The organism is Kutzneria kofuensis, from assembly GCF_014203355.1.
Taxonomy (GTDB): Bacteria; Actinomycetota; Actinomycetes; order Mycobacteriales; family Pseudonocardiaceae; genus Kutzneria; species Kutzneria kofuensis.
This window is the reverse complement of sequence record NZ_JACHIR010000001.1, coordinates 723,158-746,984: the sequence shown is the minus strand read 5'-3', so window position 1 is coordinate 746,984 and position 23,827 is coordinate 723,158. Positions and strand designations below refer to the sequence as shown.

Annotated in this window: 18 protein-coding genes; 13 read left to right on the top strand and 5 right to left on the bottom strand. The window is 70.8% G+C overall.

All coding sequences use genetic code 11. From position 1 onward, the window contains the following. Positions 1–137 precede the first annotated feature (137 nt). The gene (locus tag BJ998_RS03295; protein ID WP_184858356.1) at positions 138–293 is read left to right on the top strand and encodes a hypothetical protein; all 156 of its coding nucleotides are present in this window, start codon (positions 138–140) and stop codon (positions 291–293) included. On the opposite strand, the gene BJ998_RS03290 is transcribed toward BJ998_RS03295, so the two are convergent. Further along, entirely contained in the window at positions 290–1,297 is a 1,008-nt protein-coding gene (locus BJ998_RS03290; protein ID WP_184858354.1) for a LacI family DNA-binding transcriptional regulator, read from the bottom strand. The genes BJ998_RS03295 and BJ998_RS03290 overlap by 4 nt on opposite strands. 153 nt (positions 1,298–1,450) lie before the next feature. Between BJ998_RS03290 and BJ998_RS03285 the strand changes: the two genes are divergently transcribed. Genes BJ998_RS03285 through BJ998_RS03255 form a run of 7 tightly spaced genes read left to right on the top strand, consistent with a single transcriptional unit; the run spans position 1,451 to position 10,501 of the window. Then, positions 1,451–2,938, top strand: a complete 1,488-nt coding sequence (locus tag BJ998_RS03285; RefSeq protein WP_312889894.1) for a sugar ABC transporter ATP-binding protein — start codon at positions 1,451–1,453, stop codon at positions 2,936–2,938. 46 nt (positions 2,939–2,984) lie between these two features. Continuing rightward, a complete protein-coding gene (locus tag BJ998_RS03280) occupies positions 2,985–3,947 on the top strand; it encodes an ABC transporter permease (protein WP_184858351.1) in 963 nt (320 codons plus the stop codon). After that, a complete protein-coding gene (locus tag BJ998_RS03275; protein ID WP_184858349.1) occupies positions 3,944–4,894 on the top strand; it encodes an ABC transporter permease in 951 nt (316 codons plus the stop codon). Before BJ998_RS03280 ends, BJ998_RS03275 begins: the two co-directional genes overlap by 4 nt. Before the next feature lie 14 nt (positions 4,895–4,908). Next, complete coding sequence (rhaS, locus tag BJ998_RS03270) at positions 4,909–5,961, top strand: rhamnose ABC transporter substrate-binding protein (protein WP_246488507.1); 1,053 nt, start codon at positions 4,909–4,911, stop codon at positions 5,959–5,961. Positions 5,962–5,997: 36 nt separating this feature from the next. Next, positions 5,998–7,146 (top strand): L-rhamnose isomerase, encoded by a 1,149-nt coding sequence (gene rhaI, locus BJ998_RS03265; RefSeq protein ID WP_184868387.1) that lies wholly within the window; start codon positions 5,998–6,000, stop codon positions 7,144–7,146. Further along, complete coding sequence (locus tag BJ998_RS03260) at positions 7,134–9,170, top strand: bifunctional aldolase/short-chain dehydrogenase (protein WP_184858345.1); 2,037 nt, start codon at positions 7,134–7,136, stop codon at positions 9,168–9,170. The genes rhaI and BJ998_RS03260 overlap by 13 nt, the downstream gene beginning before the upstream one ends. Continuing rightward, positions 9,167–10,501 carry a rhamnulokinase gene (locus BJ998_RS03255; protein ID WP_184858343.1) on the top strand — a complete coding sequence of 445 codons (1,335 nt, stop codon included), beginning with the start codon at positions 9,167–9,169 and terminating at the stop codon, positions 10,499–10,501. The genes BJ998_RS03260 and BJ998_RS03255 overlap by 4 nt, the downstream gene beginning before the upstream one ends. Here the strand turns inward: BJ998_RS03255 and BJ998_RS03250 are convergent. Beyond that, positions 10,480–12,159 (bottom strand): cytochrome c biogenesis protein DipZ, encoded by a 1,680-nt coding sequence (locus tag BJ998_RS03250; protein ID WP_184858341.1) that lies wholly within the window; start codon positions 12,157–12,159, stop codon positions 10,480–10,482. The two genes, BJ998_RS03255 and BJ998_RS03250, sit on opposite strands and share 22 nt — an antisense overlap. 323 nt (positions 12,160–12,482) lie before the next feature. Between BJ998_RS03250 and BJ998_RS03245 the strand changes: the two genes are divergently transcribed. Beyond that, positions 12,483–15,842 (top strand): S8 family serine peptidase, encoded by a 3,360-nt coding sequence (locus tag BJ998_RS03245; RefSeq protein WP_184858339.1) that lies wholly within the window; start codon positions 12,483–12,485, stop codon positions 15,840–15,842. 70 nt (positions 15,843–15,912) lie between these two features. Beyond that, complete coding sequence (locus BJ998_RS03240) at positions 15,913–17,520, top strand: AMP-binding protein (protein WP_184858337.1); 1,608 nt, start codon at positions 15,913–15,915, stop codon at positions 17,518–17,520. Between the two features lie 40 nt (positions 17,521–17,560). Here BJ998_RS03240 and BJ998_RS03235 read toward each other — a convergent pair whose 3' ends face one another. Next, positions 17,561–17,860, bottom strand: coding sequence for a hypothetical protein (locus tag BJ998_RS03235; protein WP_184858335.1), 300 nt, complete (start codon positions 17,858–17,860; stop codon positions 17,561–17,563). A gap of 83 nt (positions 17,861–17,943) precedes the next feature. On the opposite strand from BJ998_RS03235, the gene BJ998_RS03230 reads away from it, so the two are divergent. Then, on the top strand, positions 17,944–18,891 hold the full coding sequence (locus BJ998_RS03230) for a catalase family peroxidase (RefSeq protein ID WP_184858333.1): 948 nt from the start codon (positions 17,944–17,946) through the stop codon (positions 18,889–18,891). A gap of 1 nt (position 18,892) precedes the next feature. After that, on the top strand, positions 18,893–20,284 hold the full coding sequence (locus BJ998_RS03225; RefSeq protein WP_184858332.1) for a carboxylesterase/lipase family protein: 1,392 nt from the start codon (positions 18,893–18,895) through the stop codon (positions 20,282–20,284). A gap of 81 nt (positions 20,285–20,365) precedes the next feature. On the opposite strand, the gene BJ998_RS03220 is transcribed toward BJ998_RS03225, so the two are convergent. After that, on the bottom strand, positions 20,366–20,845 hold the full coding sequence (locus BJ998_RS03220) for a MarR family winged helix-turn-helix transcriptional regulator (protein ID WP_184858330.1): 480 nt from the start codon (positions 20,843–20,845) through the stop codon (positions 20,366–20,368). Positions 20,846–20,920: 75 nt separating this feature from the next. On the opposite strand from BJ998_RS03220, the gene BJ998_RS03215 reads away from it, so the two are divergent. Beyond that, the gene (locus BJ998_RS03215; RefSeq protein ID WP_184858328.1) at positions 20,921–23,200 is read left to right on the top strand and encodes an FUSC family protein; all 2,280 of its coding nucleotides are present in this window, start codon (positions 20,921–20,923) and stop codon (positions 23,198–23,200) included. Positions 23,201–23,251: 51 nt separating this feature from the next. On the opposite strand, the gene BJ998_RS03210 is transcribed toward BJ998_RS03215, so the two are convergent. Then, positions 23,252–23,773: a snapalysin family zinc-dependent metalloprotease gene (locus tag BJ998_RS03210; protein WP_184858326.1), complete on the bottom strand. Its 522-nt coding sequence runs from the start codon at positions 23,771–23,773 to the stop codon at positions 23,252–23,254. Positions 23,774–23,827: the final 54 nt, after the last annotated feature.

Here is a 23,827-nt window from a genome sequence, read left to right as displayed (position 1 = left end):
AACCCCTATAAACCGAACATAAGATCCCTAAACTTGGTTGAGTCCAAGGTTGTGCTCAGGCACAGTGATGTTGGCCACAGCGAAGTGGAGACACTGAGGGAAGCCCGAACGACATGAGATCTGGGGAGTGAGAACCCATGGGACGACTGGACATCGACGACAGCCCTCGCACCTGGAGCTGGAACTGGGGCGAGGAGGACGGCGAGGGACAGGAGCTGCCGCAGCAGAGCCTGGTCTGGAACGCCGACCGTGAAGACGGCTACGAGCCACTCATCATGCGCGGCTTCGACTAGCGGAACCGCCTACTGGACTCCCTGACCACGAGCTCAGGGGAGAACACCACGTGATGATGGACGTGCTCCTGCGGTGACTGGGTCTCGCCCAGCACCAGTTCGGCAGCGCGCCGACCGAGCAACCTGCTCGGTTGCCGCACCGAGGTCAGGGGCACTGCGGCAGCAGCCGCGAAATCGATGTCGTCGTACCCGACGATAGCGAGTTCTCCGGGCACGCGCACCCCTGCGCGCACCATCACCTGGAGCACGCCGAGCGCGAGCAGGTCGTTGGCGCAGAACAGCGCGTCCGGCCTGCGCGTTCCGGCGAGCACCCGCTCTCCGGCGTTGCGCCCGGAGACCACGTTCATCGCGTTCACCTCGATCACCCGCAGCCCCTCGGGATCGCGCCCGGCCGCCACGAGCGCGTCGCGCGCCCCGTCCAGGCGCTGCCGGCACTGCGCGATGGACAGCGGGCCCGTGATCATCGCCAGCTCACGGTGCCCCTCGGCGAGCAGGTGGTTGATCGCCAGCGTGCCGCCGAGCCGGTGGTCCACCGACACCGAGCAGGTGTCCTCCACGTCCGCGTGCCGGTCCAACAGGACCACGGACACGCCCCGCGCCCGCAGCCGCTGCACCGGCTCCGGCGCCTCCACCGGCGTGATCAGCACCCCGTGCACCCGCTGCTCGGCCAGCAGCTGCAGATGCCGGTCCTGGCGCTGCTCGGACTCGTCGCTGTTGCACAGGATCACCACGTGCCCGGCATCGCTGGCGGCGTCCTCGGCGCCGCGGGCGACGTCGGTGAAGAACGGGTTGGACACGTCCGGCACGATGAGCCCGATCGCCCGGGCGGTGCCGGTGCGCAGCTGCCGCGCCGACTCGTTGCGGACGAAGCCGAGCTCCTCGATCGCGGACAGCACCTTGCGCCGGGTATCGTCGGCAACCACGTCCGGACGGTTCAGCACGTTGGAGACCGTGCCCACGGACACGCCGGCCAGCGCGGCGACGTCCTTGATGCTGACCGGCAACTTCGCCTCTTCGGGTGGGCTGGGGGATGCTACGCGGACTAAATCGTTTCAAAAATGATAGCCCCTGGTCAACCATGTGACACTTGACACTTTCGGGTGCTGCGGGCACGCTTCGGGCGGTGCGGGATTGAAACGATTTAGGGGAGGGTGCGGGTGGAGGTCGCCCTGGCGGACGCCAGCTTGTCCTTCGGCGCGGTGCAGGCGCTGCGCGGGGTCTCGCTGACGCTGACTCCGGGCCGGGCGCACGCGCTGCTGGGGGAGAACGGCGCCGGCAAGTCCACACTGATCAAGGTCCTGGCCGGCGTGCACCGGCCGGACTCCGGGCAGCTGCTGCTGGACGGCGCGCCGGCCCGGTTCGCCTCGCCCGCCGACGCCAAGGCGGCCGGCGTGGCCGTGATCTACCAGGAGCCGACCCTGTTCGGCGACCTGTCCGTGGCCGAGAACGTGGCGATGGGCCGGCATCCGACCCGCCGCGGCGGCATGGTCGACACCGCCGCCATGCGCGAGCAGGCCGAGCTGCTGTTCGAGCGGCTCGGCGTGGACATCGACCCGAAGCGGCCGGCCCGCGGCCTGTCCATCGCCGACCAGCAGCTGGTGGAGATCGCCAAGGCGCTGGGCTCGGACGCCCGCGTGATCATCATGGACGAGCCGACGGCGGCGCTGTCCGGGACCGAGGTGGCCCGGCTGTTCGGCGTGGTCGGGGCGCTGCGGGAGCACGGCGCGGCGGTGCTGTTCGTGTCGCACCGCATCGACGAGGTCTTCGAGCTGTGCCAGGACGCGACCGTGCTGCGCGACGGCGGCTTCGTCTGGTCCGGCCCGCTGTCCGAGCAGACGCCGGACGGCATTGTGCGGCTGATGGTCGGCCGCGAGCTGGATGCCTTGTTCCCCAAGCAGGACGTCGAGGCCGGCGACACCGTGCTGTCGGTGCGCCGACTCACTCGGGAAGGCGTGTTCACGGACGTCTCCTTCGACGTTCGCGCGGGTGAGATCCTGGCGCTGGCCGGGCTGGTCGGGGCCGGCCGCAGCGAGATCGCGCGGGCGGTGTTCGGCGTCGACAAGCCGGACGGCGGCGAGGTTCTGGTGCGGGGCAAGCGGATCCGTCCCGGCTCGCCCGGCGCGGCGATGGGCGCCGGCATCGGCTTCGTGCCGGAGGACCGGCGGCAGCAGGGGCTGGTGCTGGAGGCGTCGATCGAACGCAACGCCGCGCTGGCATCGCTGAACCGGTTGTCCCGCTTCGGCTTCCTGCGCAGCGCCGACGAGCGGTCGCTGGCGAGGGACTGGGCCGTCAAGCTCCAGCTGAAGTTCGCCCGGCTCACCGACCCCGTCGGCGTGCTGTCCGGCGGCAACCAGCAGAAGGTCGTGCTGGCCAAGTGGCTGTCCCGGCAGCCGACGGTGCTCATCGTGGACGAGCCGACGCGCGGCATCGACGTCGGCACCAAGGCCGAGGTGCACCGGCTGCTGTCCGAGCTGGCGGCGCAGGGCGTGGCGATCCTGATGATCTCCTCCGAGCTGCCGGAGGTGCTCGGCATGGCCGACCGGGTGCTGGTCGTCCGGGAGGGGCGGCTGGTCGGGGAGTTCGGCCGGGACGAGGCGGACGAGGAGCGGATCGTGTTGGCGGCGACGGGAGTGGCGGCCGGATGAGCGAGATCCGAGAACCGGCCGCGAGCCGGGGGCCGGTGGTCGTCCGATGACCGCCGTCCGGGAGCTGGGCATCCTCATCGCCCTGGCCGTCGTCGTCGTGGTGACGGCCGTCGTGAACCCGCTTTTCCTGAGCGGGCAGGGGATCCGGGACCTGCTGCTGAACGCCTGCCTGGTCGCGCTGCTGACGGTCGGCCAGACGATGGTCGTGATCACCCGCAACGTGGACCTGTCGGTCGGCTCGGTGCTCGGCCTGTCGGCGTTCGTCACCGCCGACACGTTCGCCGTCAACCCGGTGCTGGCGATCGTCGTCGGCATCGTGGTCGGCGCGCTGTGCGGGCTGGTCAACGGGGCCCTGGTCGGGCTGGGCAAGGTGCCGAGCCTGGTCGTCACGCTGGGCACGCTCAGCGTGTTCCGCGGCCTGGACTTCATGTGGGCGCACGGCCGGCAGATCAACGCCGCCAACCTGCCCGACGGCTTTCTGGCCCTGGGCAGCGGCAGCGTGTTCGGCATCCCGTACCTGGTGATCATCACGCTGGTCGTGCTGGCGGTCGCCGCACTGCACCTGGGCAGCTACCGCAGCGGCCGCGAGCTGTACGCGATCGGCTCCAACCCGGAGGCGGCGGTGCTCGCCGGCATTCCCGTGGGGCGGCGGGTCTTCACCACGTTCCTGCTGTCCGGCACGGTCGCCGGCCTCGCCGGCGTGCTCGCGGTCGCCCGCTACGGCACGGTGGACGCGACCGTCGGCACCGGCCTGGAACTCCAGGTGATCTCCGCCGTCGTCGTCGGTGGCGTGGCGATCTTCGGCGGCAGCGGAACCGTGGCCGGCGCGGCGCTCGGCGCGCTGTTGCTGTCCACCATCGGCAGCGCACTGGAGGTCGTGCACATCGCGCAGTTCTGGCAGCAGGCGATCACCGGCGCGCTGCTGATCGCGGCGATCGCGCTGGACCGGTCCGTCGCGCTGCGGGTGGCGGCCCGGCTGCGCCGCCAGTCGAGGGGAGTCAGCGCGTGAAAGGCTTGCTGCGCTGGGAAAGCGTGCTGTTCGTGCTGCTGGCGCTGGTCGCGGTCGTCGGTTCGGCGGCCACCGGCGGCAGTTTCCTCACCGGCCGGGGCGCGTTCAACGTGGGCAGCGACCTCGCCGTGATGGCGCTGATCGCGATGCCGCTGACGCTGGTGATCGTGGCCGCCGAGATCGACCTGTCGGTGGCCTCGGTGCTGGGACTGTCCAGCGCATTGATCGGCGCGCTGTGGAACGCGGGCTGGCCGCTGGAGGCGATCCTGCCGTTCGTGATCGTCGTCGGCGCGGTGTGCGGGGCGATCAACGGGTTCCTGGTGACGAAGCTGGGACTGCCGTCGCTGGCCGTGACGATCGGCTCGCTGGCGCTGTACCGCGGGCTGGCGTTCGTGGTGCTGGGCGATCAGGCCGTCGCCGACTTCCCGGAGAGCTACACGCAGTTCGGCACGAATCCGGTGCCGGGGACCTGGATTCCGTACCCCATCCTGCTTTTCGCGGTGCTGGCGGTCGTGTTCGGGCTGCTGCTGCACGCCACGACGTTCGGCCGGGCGGTGTTCGCCATCGGCGCCAACGAGGAGGCGGCCCGGTTCTCCGGCATCCGGGTCAAGCGGATCAAGTTCATCCTGTTCGTGCTGACCGGCGCGGTCGCCGCGCTCGCCGGCATCGTCTACACCCTGCGGTTCGCCAGCGCCCGCGCCGACAACGGCACCGGGCTGGAGCTCGAGGTGGTGACCGCCGTGCTGCTCGGCGGCGTGTCCATCTTCGGCGGCCGCGGCACGATCGGCGGCGTGATCCTCGCCGCGCTCGTGCTCGGCGGCCTGACCGACGCGCTCATCCTCGACGACATCGCCACCGAGGTGGTGAAGCTCGTCACCGGAATCCTGCTGTTGGCCAGCGTCTTCGCGCCGGCCGTCACCAAGCGTCTGACGAGAGGCACACCATGAAGCGGACAGCGCCCATGAGGAGAATGGTCGTCCTTCTGTCCACGGCACTGCTGCTGGCCGGCTGCGGCGGCACCACCAAGAACAACTCGGGCGGCGACTCCGGCGGCGGGCAGACGCAGACCACCGCCAACCCGAACGCGGCCACCGCCAAGGACCTGAAGATCACGTTCCTGCCCAAGCAGGTCAACAACCCGTACTTCACGGTCGCGCAGGGCGGGGCCGAGAAGGCCGCGACCGCGCTGGGCGAGCAGCTCAAGGCCACCGGTCCGTCGGACGCGGACGCTTCGTCGCAGGTCACCTACATCAACACCGCCGCGCAGCAGGGCCAGAACGCGCTGCTGCTGGCGGCCAACGACAGCAACGCGGTCGCACCGGCGCTGAAGGCGGCCCGCAAGCAGGGCATGAAGGTCGTGACGTTCGACTCGGACGCCGCCGCCGACGCCCGGGACGTGTTCATCAACCAGGCCTCGTCCCAGGAGATCGCCGCCGGTCAGGTGAAGCTGATCTCGGACGCGATCGGCGGTTCCGGGGAGATCGCCATCCTGTCGGCGACGGCCAACGCGACCAACCAGAACACCTGGATCGACATCATGAAGAAGGAACTGGCCAAGCCGGAGTACGCGAAGATCAAGCTGGACGAGATCGCGTACGGCAACGACGACGACGAGACGTCGTTCCAGAAGACGCAGGGCCTGCTGCAGGCGCACCCCAACCTCAAGGGCATCATCTCGCCCACCACGGTCGGCGTCGCCGCGGCCGCGCGCTACCTGGACTCCTCGTCGTACAAGGGAAAGGTCGCGCTGACCGGGCTGGGGACCCCCAACCAGATGCGCAAGTTCATCCAGGACGGCACGGTCGGCTCGGTCGCGCTGTGGGACCCGGCCCAGTTGGGGGAGTTGGCCACCTACGCCGCGGTCGCGCTGGCGTCCGGGCAGATCACCGGCAAGCAGGGGGAGAAGTTCAAGGCGGGTGAGCTCGGCGAGTACACCATCGGCGACAAGGGCGAGGTGGTGCTCGGCCCGCCGCTCACGTTCACCAAGGACAACGTCGACAAGTACAACTTCTGACCCCCTCGCTGGCGAAGGAGAGCCGCCGTGGAAGGCGTGAAGGCGCAGCTGCGCAGGCACCGGATCGAGACGCCGTCGTGGGCGTACGGCAACTCGGGCACCAGGTTCAAGGTCTACGCCCAGGCGGGCGTGCCGCGCACGCCGCAGGAGAAGATCGCGGACGCGGCCAAGGTGCACGAGCTGACCGGCGTCGCGCCGAGCATCGCCCTGCACATCCCGTGGGACAAGGTCGACGACTATCCCGCGCTGGCCCGGTTCGCCAGCGACCACGGCATCGCCATCGGGGCCATCAACCCCAACGTGTTCCAGGAGGACGACTACCGGCTCGGCAGCGTCTGCAACCCCGACCCGAAGATCCGCCGCAAGGCGACCGACCACCTGCTGGAGTGCATCGAGGTCGGGGTGCAGACGGGCTCGACGATCCTGTCGCTGTGGTTCGCCGACGGCACCAACTATCCGGGCCAGGACTCGATCCGGGCCCGGCAGGACCGGCTGGCCGACGCACTGTCCGAAGTGTACGGTCAGCTGCCCGACGGCATGCGGATGCTGGTGGAGTACAAGCTGTTCGAGCCCAGCTTCTACACCATGGACCTGCCGGACTGGGGCACCTCGTTCGCGCACTGCGTGAACCTCGGGCCGAAGGCGCAGGTGCTGGTGGACACCGGGCACCACGCGCCGGGTACCAACATCGAGTTCATCGTGGCGCTGCTGCTGCGGGCCGGCAAGCTCGGCGGCTTCCACTTCAACAGCCGGTTCTACGCCGACGACGACCTGATGGTCGGCGCCGCCGACCCGTTCCAGCTGTTCCGGATCATGCACGAGATCGTGGCCGCGGACGCGCTGGCGCCCGAGGCGGACGTGGCGTTCATGCTCGACCAGTGCCACAACATCGAGCCCAAGGTGCCGGCCATGATCCGGTCCGTGCTCAACGTGCAGGAGGCCACCGCCAAGGCGCTGCTCGTGGACCGCGAGGCGCTGGCCAAGGCGCAGGCGGAAGGCGACGTGCTCGGCGCGAACGCGGCGCTGATGGACGCCTACAACACCGACGTCCGGCCGCTGCTCGCGGAGCTGCGCGCCGAGGACGGGCTCGACCCGGACCCGATCGGGGCTTACCACCGGTCCGGCTACCAGCAGAAGATCGAGGCCGAGCGGGTCGGCGGCTCGGCGATGGGATGGGGCGCGTGAACCCGGAAGTCTCCTTGTTGTTGGATCGTGCGCACACGATCGGCGCGGACCGGCGCAACACCAACTACGCCGGCGGCAACGCGTCGTGCAAGGCGGTGGACCGGGACCCGGTCACCGGCGGCGACGTGGAACTGATGTGGGTCAAGGGATCCGGCGGTGATCTCGGCACCCTGACCGAGGCCGGGCTGGCCGTGCTGCGGCTGGACCGGTTGCGGGCCATGGTGGACGTGTATCCGGGGGTGGAGCGCGAGGACGAGATGGTCGCCGCGTTCGACTTCTGCCTGCACGGCAAGGGCGGCGCCGCGCCGTCCATCGACACGGCCATGCACGGCCTGGTCGACGCCGCGCACGTCGACCACCTGCACCCGGATGCCGGCATCGCGCTGGCGACGGCGGCGGACGGGCCGGCGCTGACCCGGGAGTGCTTCGGCGACCGGGTGGCGTGGGTGGACTGGCGGCGGCCGGGTTTCCAGCTGGGGCTGGACATCGCCGAGATCAAGCGGGCCAATCCGGCGGCCATCGGCGTGATCCTCGGCGGGCACGGGATCACCGCGTGGGGCGCTACTTCGCAGGAGTGCCAGGCAAACTCGTTGGAGATCATCCGGCGGGCGCAGGAATTCCTGGACTCTCGCGGTTCGGCCGATCCCTTCGGCGCCGTCGTTCCCGAACGGCAAGCGCTTGCGCCCGAGGCTCGGCGTGCTCGCGCGGCCGCGCTGGCGCCGGTGGTCCGCGGGCTGGCGTCGACGGACAACCGTCAGGTCGGGCACTTCACGGACTCCGCGGAGGTGCTGGAGTTCCTGGCCGGCTCGAAGGCCCCGGAGCTGGCGGCGCTGGGGACCTCGTGCCCGGATCACTTCCTGCGCACCAAGGTTCGGCCGCTGATCCTGGACACGCCGGCCGACGCGCCGTTCGAGACCGTGGTGGAGCGGCTGCGGGTGCTGCACCACGAGTACCGCGAGGACTACCGGGCCTACTACGAGCGGCACGCATCGCCGGACTCGCCGGCGATGCGCGGGGCCGATCCGGCGATCGTGCTGGTGCCGGGCATCGGCATGTTCTCCTTCGGCGCCGACGAGCAGACCGCCCGGGTGGCCGGGGAGTTCTACGTCAACGCCATCAACGTCATGCGCGGGGCCGAGTCCGTGTCCCGGTACGCGCCGATCCCGGAGAGCGAGAAGTTCCGGATCGAGTACTGGGAGCTGGAGGAGGCGAAGCTGCGTCGCCGCCCCAAGCCGAAGCCGTTGACGGCACGGGTCGCCTTCGTCACCGGCGGCGGCTCCGGCATCGGCCGGGCCACGGCTCTGCGGCTGGCCGCCGAGGGCGCTTGTGTCGTCGTCGCCGACCGTGATCTGGCCGCCGCCGAGGCGGTGGCCAAGGAGATCGGCTCCACCGCGGTGGCCGTGCACGTCGACGTGTCCTCTTCGGACGCCGTCGACGAGGCGATTTCCGCTGCCTGCCTGGCGTTCGGCGGCATCGACCTCGTCGTCAACAATGCCGGGCTGTCGGTGTCGAAGCCGTTGGTGGACACCACCGACGAGGACTGGGACCGCCAGCACGGCGTCATGGCTCGGGGCTCGTTCCTGGTGTCGCGGGCCGCCGCCCGGACGATGATCGCGCAGGGCATCGGCGGCGACATCGTCTACGTGGTCAGCAAGAACGCCGTTTTCGCCGGCCCCAACAATGTCGCCTACGGGTCCGCCAAGGCCGACCAGGCGCACCAGGTCCGGCTGCTCGCCGCCGAACTCGCCGCCCACGGCATCCGGGTCAACGGCGTCAATCCCGATGCGGTGGTTCGGGGTTCCGGCATCTTCTCGTCCGGTTGGGGCGCGCAGCGGGCCGCCGTGTACGGGGTGCCAGAGGAGAAGCTGGGCGAGTACTACGCGCAGCGCACCCTGTTGAAGGAGGAGGTGCTGCCCGAGCACGTCGCCGCCGCGATCTTCGTGCTCACCGGCGGCGAGCTGTCCCGCACCACCGGCCTGCACGTGCCGGTCGATGCCGGCGTCGCCGCGGCCTTCCTGCGATGACCAGCGGTTCCTACGCAGCCGTCGACCTCGGCGCGTCCAGCGGGCGGGTGATGCTCGGGCGCGTCGAGGCCGACCGGCTGTCGCTGCGGGAGGTGTCCCGGTTCTCGTACCGTCCGGCCGTTCGGGACGGTGCGCTGCGCTGGGACGCCGCCTTCCTCCGTCGCTCCGTGGAGGAAGGCTTACGGGGCTTGGACGTCCGTAGCATCGGTATCGACTCGTGGGCCGTGGACTACGGTCTGCTCGATGCTTCCGGCGAGTTGCTGGCCGATCCGGTGTGCTACCGGGATTCCCGCACCGACGGCGTCGTCGAGCAGGTCCTCTCGAAGGTGCCGGCCGCCGAGCTGTACGACGTCACCGGCATCCAGATCCTGCCCATCAACACCCTGTTCCAGCTCGTGGCCGATCCGTTGGCGCAGCAGGCTTCGCACCTGCTGCTCATCCCCGATCTCGTCGCGTACTGGCTCACCGGCGAGATCGGCGCCGAGCACACCAACGCCTCCACCACGCAGCTGCTCGACGTCCGAACTGGACAGTGGGCCACCGGTCTGATGTCCCGCCTGGGCATTCCCTCGGCCCTGTTCCCTCCGATCCGCCGGCCTGGTTCTTCCCTCGGCCGGAACGTCGTCAGCGTCGGTTCGCACGACACCGCCTCCGCCGTCTACGCCGTCCCCGCTCGGACCGACCGCTTCGGCTACATCTCCTGCGGCACCTGGTCGTTGGTCGGCGTCGAGCTCGATCGCCCCGTTCTCTCCACCGAGAGCCTCGCCGCCAACTTCACCAACGAGGCCGGCGTCGGCGGCACCGTCCGGTACCTGCGGAACGTCATGGGCCTCTGGCTGCTGGAGGAATCCCTTCGGGTGTGGGATCTCGGCCGCGACGACCTGCTCAAGACCGCCGCCGGTCTGCCCCGCCGGGCCGTCATCGACCCCAATGCCCCCGAGTTCCTGCCCCCCGGCGACATGCCCGCCCGGATCGTCGACGCCTGCCGCCGCACCGGCCAACCCGTTCCCGCCGATCCGCCCGAGATCGTCCGCTGCATCCTCGACAGCCTCGCCCAGGCCTACCGCGACACCCTGCTCGACGCGCAACGCCTGTCCGGCAAGGAGATCGACGTCGTGCACATCGTCGGCGGCGGTTCGCAGAACGAGCTTCTCTGCCAACTCACCGCCGACGCCTGCCGCCTGCCCGTCCTCGCCGGCCCCGTCGAGGCCACCGCCCTCGGCAACCTGCTGGTACAGGCCGGCATCCCCGACCCGCGCCAGCTCGTCGCCGCCACCCAGGAGGTCCGCCGCTACGACCCGTCGCCGGGTCAGCCAAAAGTGAAGTCGTAGGCGTCGATGCCGGGGGTGAAGCCCAGCGTCAGCGTCGAGCGCTGGTAGGGGCCGTTGTCCACCAGGGTGTAGAGCTTGGGGACGCCGGACACGGCGACGGTCTGGGTGGCCTTGCCGTCCACCTGCACGGTGACGGTGCCGGAACCGCCCAGCACGAGGTAGACGTCCCGCGCCTGGTAGCTGAGTTCCAACTGGGCGCCGGGACCGGACGTCAGCGACTCGGCCTGTCCCTGCCAGGCGCCGGCCAGGGCGAAGGTGTCCGGTTGCAGGGCCGAGGGGAACTGGAACAGCTGGTTGTTGCTGCCACTGGGCGTCTTGCCGGTGACGTGGAGCGGGGCGTACTGGGAACCGAGGTAGGTCTCGGGGGTCTGCTGCTCGGCGGGGGTGGTGTCGGCGACGTCGGTGGCGGCGGGAAGGTCCACAGTGGACGAGGCGCTGGTGAGGAGCTGACGGATGAGCTGCTCGGTGCCGCTGTAGTCGCCCTCGCCGAAGTTGACGTGCCGGAGGTTGCCGGCGGCGTCGATGAGGTACTCGGCGGGCCAGTACTGGTTGCTGTAGGCGTTCCAGGTCGAATAGCCGTTGTCGACGGCGACGGGGTAGCGCACGCCGAGCGACTGGGCCTGTGCCCTGATGTTGGCGACGTCGTGCTCGAAGGCGAACTCGGGCGTGTGCACGCCGATGATCTCCAGCCCGGCCTGGTGGTAGGCCTGGTACCAGGACTCGACGTGCGGCAGGGTGCGCTGGCAGTTGATGCAGCTGTACGTCCAGAAGTCGATCAGCACGACCTTGCCGCGCAGCCCGGCCAGGGTGAGTGGCGACGAGTTGATCCAGTCGGTGATGCCGGTGAACTCGGGGGCCTTGCCGCAGTCCCGCAGCGTCGCGCCGCCGGGTTGGCACGAGACGCCGGGGGAGGAGGGGGCGGCGTCGCCGGAGCCGGACAGCCCGTGCAACTCGCCCTGCGCCTCGGAATTGCTCTCCACGGATTGCTGCAACGCACTCGTATATCCGGGCACGGCCGACTGCAATCCGTCGGTGAGGTTCAAAGCGATCGCGGCGGCGACCACGAGCATCACGACGCCGCTGGTGACGCGGAATCCGCGGGCCCGGGTGCGAATGGCGGACAACCGGCGGGAGAGGGCGTCACCGGCGACGGCGAGAACGAGCAACGGCACGCCGCAGCCGATGGCGAAAGCGGCGGTGAGCGCCAGCGCGCCGGCGCTGAACGTGTGATTGGCGCCGATGACGGCGATGGTGGCGAGCACGGGACCGGCACACGGCACGAAAAGGAGCCCGAGGCCGAGACCGAGCACGATTCCGTTGCCGTCGGGATTCACCGGACGGCCGCCCAACCGAGCGAACGGCCGTTCCAACAGGTCCCCGAACCGCGGCCAGACCAGCCCGACGCCGATCAGCGCCAGCACGGCGATGCCGGCGTCGCGCAGCAGCGTCTGGGGCAGCCCGAGCGCGGTCAGCACCAGCGAGCCGAACAGCGTGGACAGCGCGAAACTCAACACGAGGCCGGCGATGACCAGGTACGGCCGCCACTTGCGGTGCTGCGGCCCGCCCGAGGTGAGCACGATCGGCAGCACCGGCAGCACGCAGGGGGAGAGACTGGTGATCACCCCGGCCAGAAACCCGACGACGACCAACGTGACCATGCGGGCAAGGCTACTGCCCATACACGCTCGGCCACGTTACCGATCTCTTACGGCGGCCGGCGCAAGGGCGTGCTACGGTACGCATCTGGTCGGTTCCCCTTGGTGATCGTCACCAGTTCACGGCGCTTTTACGCCGCCGGCAACAAATCCGCCAGTCGCCAACCGGGCGTATTTCCTTATTCCTGTTAACAGTTACAGTGGCGTTCTGTCCGTTAGTTCTCGTTCGGCCGGAACTGGCCACCATTGCCCGTGACTTTCCGGCCGGGAGCGCGCATAGGCTCCGGCGGTCCGATGTGAAGTCACCCGGAATGAGGTGTGCGCGGATGTTCCGCCAACAACGCCGAAGACTGGTGCTCGTCGTGGCCACGGTCACCGGCGTGCTCGCCGCGACCGGCCCGAACGCGATGGCCGCCGGCGCGGCCGCCGCCGACCAGGCGCTGGCCCAGGGGAGCAAGCAGTCGGTGATCGTGGTGCTGAAGAACCAGCATCCCGAGTTATCACCCAAGGCCCAGCGCACCCAGCGCAAGCAGACCGTCGGCCAGGAGCAGGCCCCGCTGGTGAACCAGGCCAAGCAGGTCGGCGCGCAGAACGTGAAGGCGTTCGACGTGCTCAACGGCTTCTCGGCCAAGGTCACCGACGCGGAGGCCGGCAAGCTCGCCGCTGACCCGAACGTGGCGGCCGTCGTGCCGGACCGCACCCGGTCGGTCAAGCAGCTGGACGCCGCGCAGAAGCAGCAGCTCAAGGCCGCGGCCGACCAGCCGCTGGCGCCGGGCACGTGCCCGACCGACCCGAGCAAGCCGCTGTTGGAGCCGGAGGCGCTGCAGACCACGCACACCGCCTACACCAACCCGAACCTGCCCCAGGCGCAGAACATCGTGGACGGCAAGGGCGTGACGGTCGCGTGGATCGCGGACGGCATGGACCCGCACAACCCCGACTTCATCCGCGCCGACGGCACCCCCGTCTTCAGCGACTACCAGGACTTCTCCGGGACCGACCCGAACGGGCCGCAGTCCGGCGAGGAAGCCTTCGGCGACGCCAGTTCCATCGCGGCACAGGGCCGCGTGACCTACGACCTGTCCACTGTGGTCGCCGCCGCGCACCCGCTGCCCAAGGGCTGCAACGTGACCGTGCGGGGCATCGCGCCGGGCGCGAGCCTGGTCGGCCTGAACATCTTCGGCAGCGCCGAGCTGGTCACCAACTCGATCATCCTGCAGGCCATCGACTACGCCGTGAACAACGACAACGTCGACGTGATCAACGAGTCGCTGGGCGGCAACCCGTTCCCGGCCGACGGCGTCGACCCGGTCGCGCTGGCCAACGACGCCGCGGTCGCCGCGGGCGTCACCGTCGTCGCCTCCAGCGGCGACGCCGGCCCGAGCGGCACCATGGGCACCCCGGCGGTCGACCCGCACGTGATCTCCGCCGGCTCGGTCACCAACTACCGGCTGTACGCGCAGACCGGCGAGCGGGGCGCCCGCACCTTCGCCAAGACCTGGGCGAACGACAACATGTCCTCGCTGTCCTCCGGCGGCATCGACGACCTCGGCCGGGTGCCGGACCTGGTCGCGCCGGGCGAGTCCGGCTGGTCGGTGTGCGACGCCGACCCGCGGTTCGCCGGCTGCACCGACGAGCAGGGCCGGCCGTCCAACATCCGCACCTTCGGCGGCACCAGCGAGGCCGCGCCGTTCATCGCCGGCGGCGCCGCGCTGGTCATCGAGGCGTACAAGAACACCCACCACGGCGCCAAGCCGAGCCCGCAGCTGGTCAAGCAGATCCTCACCAGCACCGCCACCGACCTCGGCCACCCCGCCTACGAGCAGGGCGCCGGCGAGATGAACACCTACGCCGCGGTCCGGGCCGCCATGTCCATCCAGGACGGCAACGGCAAGCCGGCGGCGCAGGGCGCCGGCCTGCTGGCCACCACCACCGGCGGCGACACCCAGCTGACGGCGGTCGGCAAGCCCGGTTCGACCGTCAGCGAGCCGCTGACGATCACCAACACCAGCCCGAACACGCAGACGGTGTCCGCGCACGGCCGCGTGCTGGGCAAGACGCTGGCCGACACCACCAGCAGCATCGCGCTGGACGTCACCTCGCCCTCGACGCCGACCTTCGTCGACGGCACCAGCGCGACCCGGGCGTACGCCACGACCAAGTTCCAGGTCCCGTTCGGCGCCGACCACCTGCAGGGCGACCTGGCCTGGCCGGGCAACTCCTCGCAGAGCGCGACGATCCGGATGGCGCTGATCGACCCGAACGGCGTGTACCAGGTCGACTCCCGGCCGCAGAACAGCAGCAGCCAGGCCAACCACGGCCGGGTCGACGTGCGGAACCCGGCGCCGGGCGCCTGGACCGCGGTGTTCTACGCGACCAAGGGCGCGACCGGCTTCAAGGGCAACGTGGCCTACGAGTTCACCAGCACCAAGTACACCGACTTCGGTTCGGTGAGCCCGAAGACGCTGACCCTCAAGCCCGGCCAGTCCGGCACCTTCCACGTCACCGCCAAGACGCCGGACCAGCCCGGCGACCTGTCGGCCGCGGTCGAGCTGGACACCCAGCTGGGCGCGGTCACCTCGGTGCCGTTCACGCTGCGCAGCCTGATCACGACCGCCAACGGCGGCGCGTTCAGCGGCACGATCGTCGGCGGCAACGGCCGCGACTTCGCGCCGGCGCAGACCCAGACGTACTGGTTCGACGTGCCGGCCGGCAAGAAGGACTTCGGCCTGGACGTCAGCCTCGGCGGTGACCCGAACCAGACCGTCTACGCCGCGCTGCAGTCGCCCAGCGGCCAGATCGTGTCGCTGTCGACCAACCAGCAGCCCGGAGCGAACGGCAATGTCCGGACCAAGACGCTGCAGTCGTACGTGCGGGCGCCGGAGAAGGGCCGCTGGGAACTGGTGATCAACGTCAACCAGGGCGTCAGCGGCACGGCGCTGTCCCAGCCGTTTACCGGGCACCTGAAGTTCAACGTGGTCGACGCGACGGTCACCGGCCTGCCCAGCGGCACGGTCGTGGCCGGCAAGCCGATCACCGTGCAGGTGAAGGTGCGCAACAACGGCGTCGCCCCGGAGGCGGTGTTCGTCGACCCACGCCTGACCACGGAGGTCGACCAGGCGCTGGCGGTGCTGCCGGGGACCTCGGCCGACCAGTCCATCCCGCAGCCGGCGACGGCGACCGGGACCGCCTGGCTGGTGCCGACCGAGACCCGGTCGCTCACCATCCAGCAGAACGCGACGCTGCCGGCCGACTTCGACGCGTCCGGGTTCAGCGGCGTGGCCGAGATCTACGGCTCGCCGCGCGGCAACTCGGCCACCGGCAGCACGGCCGCGCCGGAGGTCACCCAGGGCCAGTGGCTGGCCGTGGCCACCCCGGTCGGCCCGGAGGACGGCGAGGTCACCGGCTCGGCGACGCTGGCCGCGCAGGTCCACGCCCAGGCGTTCGACACCTCGGCCACCAGCACCACCGGTGACCTGTGGCGGTACAGCGTGGACGCGGGAGCGCCGGACTTCGCGCCGGTGCAGCTGGCCCCCGGTCAGACGGCGACCATCACCGTGACCATCACCCCGACCGGGGCGAAGGGCACGAAGGTGAGCGGCGTGCTGTACGTGGACAACTTCAACGGCGTGCTGCTCAGCGGCGACGAGCTGGCCGGCGTTCCGTACAGCTACACGATCGGTTAAGCCTGTTGCGGTTCGGGGACCCCGTCGGACACTGGATGTCCGACGGGGTCCCCTCTCGTTTGGAGGAACCGTGCTCACCGACCACCTCGCCGCATGGGCCGCCACCAACGCCGACGACGCAGCCGTGACCTACGTCGACCACAGCACCAGCCTCGACGGGCTGTCGGTCACCGCGACCTGGGGTTCGCTGCACCGCAGGGTCGCATCCACCGCCGCCGCGCTGCGGCGGGTCGCCGGACCGGGCAGCCGGGCCGTCGTGCTCGCGCCGCAGGGGGTCGACGACGTCGTGGCGCTGCTGGCGGCGTTCTGGGCGGGTGTGATCGCCGTGCCGCTCGACCTCGGCGACCTCGACGATCACCCCGAGCACGTGAGCGCGGTGCTGAACGACTGCCTGGCGACGGCCGTGCTCACCACCAGCGCCGCCAAGCCCCGCGTGCAGGCGTTCTTCGACGCGCCGGTGGTGCTCGTGGACGCCATGCCCGACGACGAGCTGGCGCGGTACCCGGCCACCGCGAGCGACATCGCCATGCTGCGCTACCCGGTCGACCCCGGCACCGACCCGTTCGGGACCGCGTTGAGCCACGGCGACCTGGCCGCCGCCGGCAGCCGCGCGATCTCCGCGTTCCGGGCTGTCACCGGACGCTCGGTCACCGTGAACTGGCTGCCCTTGTGCTACGACCTCGGCTTCGTGCTCGGCGTCGCCGCGCCGCTGGCCGGCCGGCTGCGGGCCGTGCTGCTTGAGCAGTCCTCGGTACTGGAGCAGCCCCGCCGGTGGCTGCAGGCGCTGGCCTCCGGCCAGGACGTGATCACCGCCGCACCGGACTTCGCGCTGGCCTACTGCGCGTCCCGCACCACCGAGCAGGACCGGTCCTGGCTGCGGTTGTCGCAGGTCAGCACCATGCTGGACGGTGGCGAGTCGATCAACGCCAGCACCGTGCGGGTGGCCATCGACGTGTTCGGCCAGTGCGGGCTGCCGCCGCAGGCGTTCCGCACCTGCTACAGCGCCGTCGGCGCCGTCGGCCCCGTGACGATGACAGCCCCGGCCGCGCCGCCGCGGCGGATCACCGTCGACCGGGAGCAGTTGGCCGCCGGCAAGGCCGTCCTGCGCACCGACGGCCGGTCTTCGCTGCTCGTGTCCAGCGGTGTGCCCGTCGACGGCTTGGTGCTGGTGGTCGATCCCGGCGCCAGCTGGCCGCTGCCCGACGGCATGGTCGGCGAGATCTGGCTCTCCGGCGGGGCCGTGGCCGTCCGGCAGGAACTGGTCTCTTTGGACGGTCGGGACTGGCTTCGCACCGGCGATCTCGGCTTCCTGCACGAGGGGGAGCTGTTCGTGCTGGGACGGCAGGAGGACCTGCTCACCGTCGACGGCCGCCGGCTCGACCCGCACGAGGTCGAACTGGTCGCCCGCGCCGCGCACCCCGCCGTCCGCCCCGACCGGGTGGTCGCCCTCTCCTTCGGCGAGGCCGTTGTCGTCGTCGCCGAACGCTCCCAGCACGTCCCGCCGGACGACCTCGACCTGTCCGCCGTCGTCGACGCCGTCCGCGCCGCCGTCGCCAGGCGCTTCAACGTCCGCGTCCGCGACGTCGTGCTCGTCGAGTCGGGCCGGATGCCCGCCGGCTGGTCCGGCCACCCCACCCGCGCCGCCATCCGCCGCCGCTACCTCGACGGCTCCCTGTAATGCCGGTGCGGCAAGCCATCGCGCCCGATCGGGCAACGGATCAGGGGATGATGACGCCGAAAACCACTGTGAGTAGATTCCATGTGGCGAAGGCCAGCCCCAGCAGGATGAGCAGCACGACGAGGCTCACCATCAACCGGCGGTGTCCCCTGGACCGGTTGGCCGACTCGGCGAAATCGGTGACACCGGCCAGATAGCCCTCCACGGTGTAGCCGTTGCGGACCCGTTCCATCCGGTCCAGATGCTCGGCGAAGGCCTTGGCCTCGGGATCGTTCGGATCCAACCCGATCAGGTCGTTCTCGAAGCGGTCCTGGGGGCCCGGCGGCTGGTGCCCGTCCATACCCGACACCGTACTCAGCTTGGCACCAAGACGGTCGCGCCTTAGGCTGGCGACCCGACGCAGAGCCGAACAGGATCGCGCACATGTCCGTTCAGCCACCCGACGGTGCCCATCCGCAGTTGGCCGTCGACATCGTCGACCGGCTGGAATGGGTCTCCGGTCTGTACCCCGGCTACCGCCGGGCGCACGCGAAGGGTTCCTGCTACCGAGCGGTGTTCCTGCCGACGGGGGCCGCCGCCGAGTACACGACCGCGGCCCACCTGCAGGGCGACCCGGTGCCGGCGACGGTGCGTTTCTCCAACTTCTCGGGAAATCCCTACATCTGGGACCGCACGAGGTCGGCGCGCGGCCTGTCGGTGGCGTTCCACCTGCCCGGCGGCGTGGCCACCGACCTGGTGTCGGTGAGCCAGCCGGTGTTCGTGGCGGCGACGCCGCAGGCGTTCCGCAACTTCCTCGAGGCGGCCGAGCCGAACATGTTCACCGGCTCGCCCGACCCGGAGGTGGTGCGCAAGTACGCCACCGAGCACAGCGAGGCGATGCGTGGCCTGCGTGCCGTCAAGAACACGCCGATCCCCGTGAGCTACGCGACCATCCGCTACTGGGCGGTGCACGCCTTCATCTGGCTGGACAAGATGCGCCGACGCACGGCCGTGCGCTACCGCTGGGAACCCGAAGCCGGCGTGCAGCAGCTGTCGGACGAGCGTGCCTCGGAGAAGTCTCCCACGTATCTCGCCGACGAGCTGGCCGAGAGACTGGCGTCGACGACGGTGGCGTTCCAGCTCAAGGTGCAGATCGCCGAGCCGGGCGACCCGACCGACGACTGCACGGTGCTGTGGCCGAACGACCGCACGGAGCTCACCGTGGGGCGGCTGCTGGTGACCGGGCCGGTCGAGGACCAGGCCAAGTGGGACCGGCGTATGTTCGACCCGACCAGGCTGGTGCCCGGCATCGAGTTGTCCGACGACCCGGTGCTGCGGTTCCGCAGCCAGGTGTACGCGGTGTCGCACGGAAGACGTACCCAGGGGAAGTGAGATGACGGCGATCGTCGCCACCACCATCGGACAGGTTCGCGGCGTCGATCTCGGTGGGGCGGTGGCGTGGCGCGGCATCCCGTACGCGCAGCCGCCGGTCGGCGCGCTGCGGCACCGGCCGCCGCTGCCCGCGGACTCGTGGATCGGCGTGCGGGACGCGTCCCGGTTCGGCGCCCGGGCGATGCAGACCGTGTTGCCGGGCCGGGTGATTCTCGGTCCGCAACCGGCCGCTGTGGACGATCCACAGCGGATGAGCGAGGACTGCCTCTACGTCAACGTGTGCGCTCCCGACCGGCCGTCCCCGACGCCGCGGCCGGTGTTCGTGTGGATCCACGGCGGCGGCTACCTGACCGGCGCCGGGCCGGACGGGATCGGCGACGGCGAGATGTTCGTGCGCAACCACGACGTCGTCGTGGTGACGTTCAACTACCGCCTGGGGGCGTTCGGTTTCTTCGACGACACCAACTGCGGTGTGCTGGACCAGATCGCCGCGCTGCGCTGGGTGCGGGACAACATCGCGGCGTTCGGCGGCGATCCGCGGCAGGTCACCCTCGGCGGGGTGTCCGCCGGGGCGAAGAGCGTGGCGACGCTGATGGCCGCGCCGTCGGCGTCCGGGCTGTTCCAGCGGGCGATCTCGCAGAGCGGCGGCGGCGACCACGTGACGACCGTCGAGGTCGCTCGGGCCACCGTCGACCGGCTGGGGATCGACCGCCGGCACATTCCCTCCGTGCCGGCGAGGGAGTTGCTCGCCGCGCAGCAGACGGTGTCGCCGCCGCTGTACGGGGTGTGGACGTGGCGTCCGGTGGTCGACGGGACGGTGCTGCCGGACGTGCCGGCGCGTCGGATCGCCGCCGGCTCCGCCGCCAAGGTCGCCTTGCTCGCGTCCAGCGCCGCGAACGAGGCCGGCACCTTCGTCGGCCTGGATCCCCGCGCCGCCCGGCCGGCGCCCCGTGTCCTGACCGAGGCGTTCGGGGCCGAGCGGGCTCGGCGGATCCTCGACGTCTACGGCGACGACCTCGCCGCCGTGATGACCGACGAGCGGTACGGCATTCCCACGCTGCGGCTGGTGGACGGCCAGTCCCGGCACGCGCCGACCTGGCGGTACCGCTTCGACGGCACGCTGCCCGGCGCCGTTCGGGCCGGCCACGGCACCGACGTCGCGTTCGCCTGGGCCGTCGGCGACTTCGGCGACCCGGCCGCCGACGAGCTGTCCCGGGTGATGCACGCCGCCTGGGGTTCCTTCGTCCGTGACGGCAAGGTCGACTGGACCCCGTACGAGCCGACCCGGCGTCCCACCATGATCATGGCGACCCCGCCCCGTATGGAGGACGACCCCGACTCCGCCCGCCGCCAGGCCTGGCCCGACACCTGGCCCTCCGGCACCTGGTTCTGACCCCCGCGAGTCACGCTCTGGGGCACCCCGAATGTAGGTTTCCGGCAGAACTGAGCCGCGAGGCTCAGTTCTGCACGATTCTTACATTCGGGGTGCCTGAGAGCGTGACTCGCCGGGGTTCAGGTAGCGGGTTGCTACGGCGTTGTTGTGGCGGGTCAGCAGCTCGGCGAAGGTGCGTAGCTCGTCCGGCGTCCAGTCGCCGAGCAGCTCCGCCGACACCGCCAGCCGGCGCTGCCGGGTGAGGGCCATCAGCTCCAGGCCCTGCTCGGTCGGCGCGATGATCCAGCGCCGGCGGTCGGCGGTGTCGTGGATCTTCGTCACCAGCTCGCGGCCCCGCATCACGGTGACCTGCCGGCCGGCGGTCGACGGGTCGAGGCCGACGGCGCTGGCCAGCGTGCTGACGTCGATGGGGCCGAGCTGGTCGAGCGTGCGCAGCAGCAGGTACTCGGACTTGTCGAGCTCCTTGTACACGTCGCTGCGCCGCCGCAGCAGCTCGAAGTTGCGCGCGAGCACCGCCGTGGCGAGTTCGAGCACGTCCAGCGCCGCCGCCGTGTCCGTCATGCGTGCCTCCGAAATATGGCGGTATGACACCGGTAATTAGCGGTATGGTACCGACATCGAGGAATGGGGGCCTGGATGACGCTCGCGTTGAGCGAGGTGCGGGATCGGGTGGTGGGGTCCGACCCGGGGCTGAGCCGGCTGTGGTCGGCGGCGTCGGCGACGTTCGCGATGGCCAGCGGGCTGGCCGTGGAGTACGGGTTCGCGCTGGTCACCGGCGCGGACGCGATGGGGACGCTGATCGCGATGCTGCTCGGCGCGGTGGTGGCGATGATGGGCGCGATGGCGCTGGGGTCCGGCAGCGCCTGGGCGAAGACCCGCACCGCGGCGCTGTTCCCGGTGGCGTTCGGCGTCGGCATGGTGGCCGGCGCGCTGGTCGGCGACAACACCGACCTGATGCTGGCCGTGTTCGTCGCGGTGATGTTCGCCGCCGTGTACGTGCGCCGGTTCGGCGTCGACTACTTCTTCTACGGCTTCATGGGCTGGATGGGCTACTTCTTCGCGGCCTTCCTGCACACCACCCTGGCGATGCTGCCCGGCCTGCTCGTCACGGTGATCGTGGCGACGGCGTGGGTGCTGCTGCTGTCGATCACCGTCCTGCGGGTGAACTCCGCCAAGACCCTCGCCCGGGTCGTCCGCGCCTTCGACGCCCGGGCCCGTGCCGTCGCCCGTGCGACCGCGGACCTGTTGTCCTGCACAGATTCCCGTCGCATCGACCGGCTACGCCGACGGCTGCACGCACGGCTCGCCGGCGTCACCGAGGCGGCGCTGATGGTCGAGGGCTGGTCGGCGGAACCGGGCGCGTTGCCGGCCGACGCGTCGCCGTCTCGCTTACGCCGCAAGCTGATCGACGCCCAGCACGCCCTCGACCAACTCGTCACCTCCGCCGAGGCGCTCGTCGGCACCGACAAGGCCAGGGCCGCCGCGTGGGTCGCCGACCGGTTGGCCCGCCGCGACGACGAGCGGGCCGTCCAGCTGGCCCGAGCGCTGCCGGATGAGCACTTTGCCGTCGCCGTAACGGAATTCGTCGCGGTGGCGTCCGGTTCCGACGACACCACCGATGACGTGCTCGACGAGTTCGAGCCGTCCATCTCGCTGGCCTTCGGCGCCCTGCCCGGCTCGCCGGCCGTCGCCAAGGACGTGCCGGCGCGCGGCGGGCACTGGAACCCGTTGGCCCGCCTGGACATGACCACCCGGCAGGCCATCCAGGTCGCCGTCGCGGGGGCGCTGGCGATCATCGCCGGCGAGGCGCTGTCGCCCGCGCGCTACTACTGGGCCGTGATCGCCGCGTTTGTCATGTTCGCCGGCACCGCCACCCGGACCGAGACCTTCGTCAAGGGCTTCAACCGGGTCGCCGGCACCATGCTCGGGCTGGTCGCCTCCGTGCTGTTCGCCGAGCTCACCGCCGGCAGCACCGCCGGTGTGCTGGCGGTGATCATCGGCAGCATGTTCCTGGGCTTCTACCTGCTCCGGGTCTCCTACCTGTACATGATCTTCTTTGTCACGGTGATGGTCGGGCAGCTCTACAGCGTGCTGCACGAGTTCTCCACGGACCTGTTGCTGCTGCGCCTGGAGGAGACCGCCGTCGGCGCCGTCATCGGCTTCCTGGTGGCCCTCGTCGTCACGCCGCTGTCCACAAAGGACACTGTGCGCAGCGCTCGCGACGCCGTGCTCACCGCCCTCGCCGAGCTTCTCGACGCCGCCGCCGAGCGCCGCGATCTCGACGCGGTCAGCCGGGTGTTGGACACCCGGCTCTGGCAACTCGCCCTCGTCGCCCGGCCGCTCACCCGGCCCGTGCTCGGCGGCACCATGTCCCCGCAGACCCGGCACCGGCTCGCCCTCTACGCCTCCCTGGGCATGCACGCCCGTGCCCTGCGCCGCCCCGACCCGCAGCTCGCCCCTGCCTGCCGCTCCCTCGCCGACGCCGTCCGCCAACTCATCGCCTCGCCCGTGGGCGCCGTCCAGCCCGCCGCCGAAGGCCCCCTCGCCGCCGCCGACGCCGCCCTGTTCGCCCCCGGTGTTCCCGCCTCCCGTCCGCTCATCCACCTTCGGCACGTGCTTCGGGAACTCAGCGGCATCCCCCTCGGCGGCGGCGCCGTCGCCGGCGCCACGCGTCCCCACGCCGTCCTCAGCGTCCTCGACGGCGACGGCCGCATGGTCGCCGCCACCACCGCCGACGCCCACGGCCGCTACCACATCACCGGCCTACCGCCCGGGTCCCTCACCGTCGTCGCCACCGCCTACCCGCCGACCGCCCACCGCATCCGCCTCCGCACCAGCCAGGTCGCCCGCCTTGACGTCACCCTCGGCTGCGCCTGCCGTCGCGACCCGTCGACCACCCAGCCCTCCACTGCGTAGGCAAAAAGGGGCGCACCCGACAAAGCGGGTGCGCCCCAGGCAAATCCGACGTCAGTGAACCGTGTGGACGGCGGTCGCGGGTGCGAAGCCGTTGGCGAAGTTGGCGTCGACCTGGGCGACCTCGGCCGCCGAGGGGATGGCGTTCTTGCAGGCGGTGCCGGGACCGTGGCCGGACATCACCTCGGAGCAGGGGCCGCTGTAGTCGTCGGGCAGGCCGAGGTTGTGGCCGAACTCGTGGGTGATGATCCGGGTCGGGTCGAAGCCCTGCGCGACCTGCTGGCGGTCGATGTAGATGTCGCCGTGGCCGTGCCCGTCGGTGTTGGTGTAGGAACCGCCGCCGTTGATCTCGTGCAACCTGATCGTGGCGCTGCCGCCGGACACCAGCTGCACGTTCTTGAGCCTGGTGTCCCAGTTCTTGACGGCCTGCACCACCTGGGCCGAGTAGTGCGTGATCCCGCTCGCGTTGTAGTGCAGGGTGACCACGGTCGGCGCCGCGTCCGCGGGCGCGGCGAAACCGATGCCGGCCAACGGGAGCAGGGTGGCGGCGAGGCCGAGGGACAAACGTCGAAGCATCTCGTCACTCCTCTGGCGAAGACGTGCGGCCAGCGTCGCAGTGCGAAACGTGAC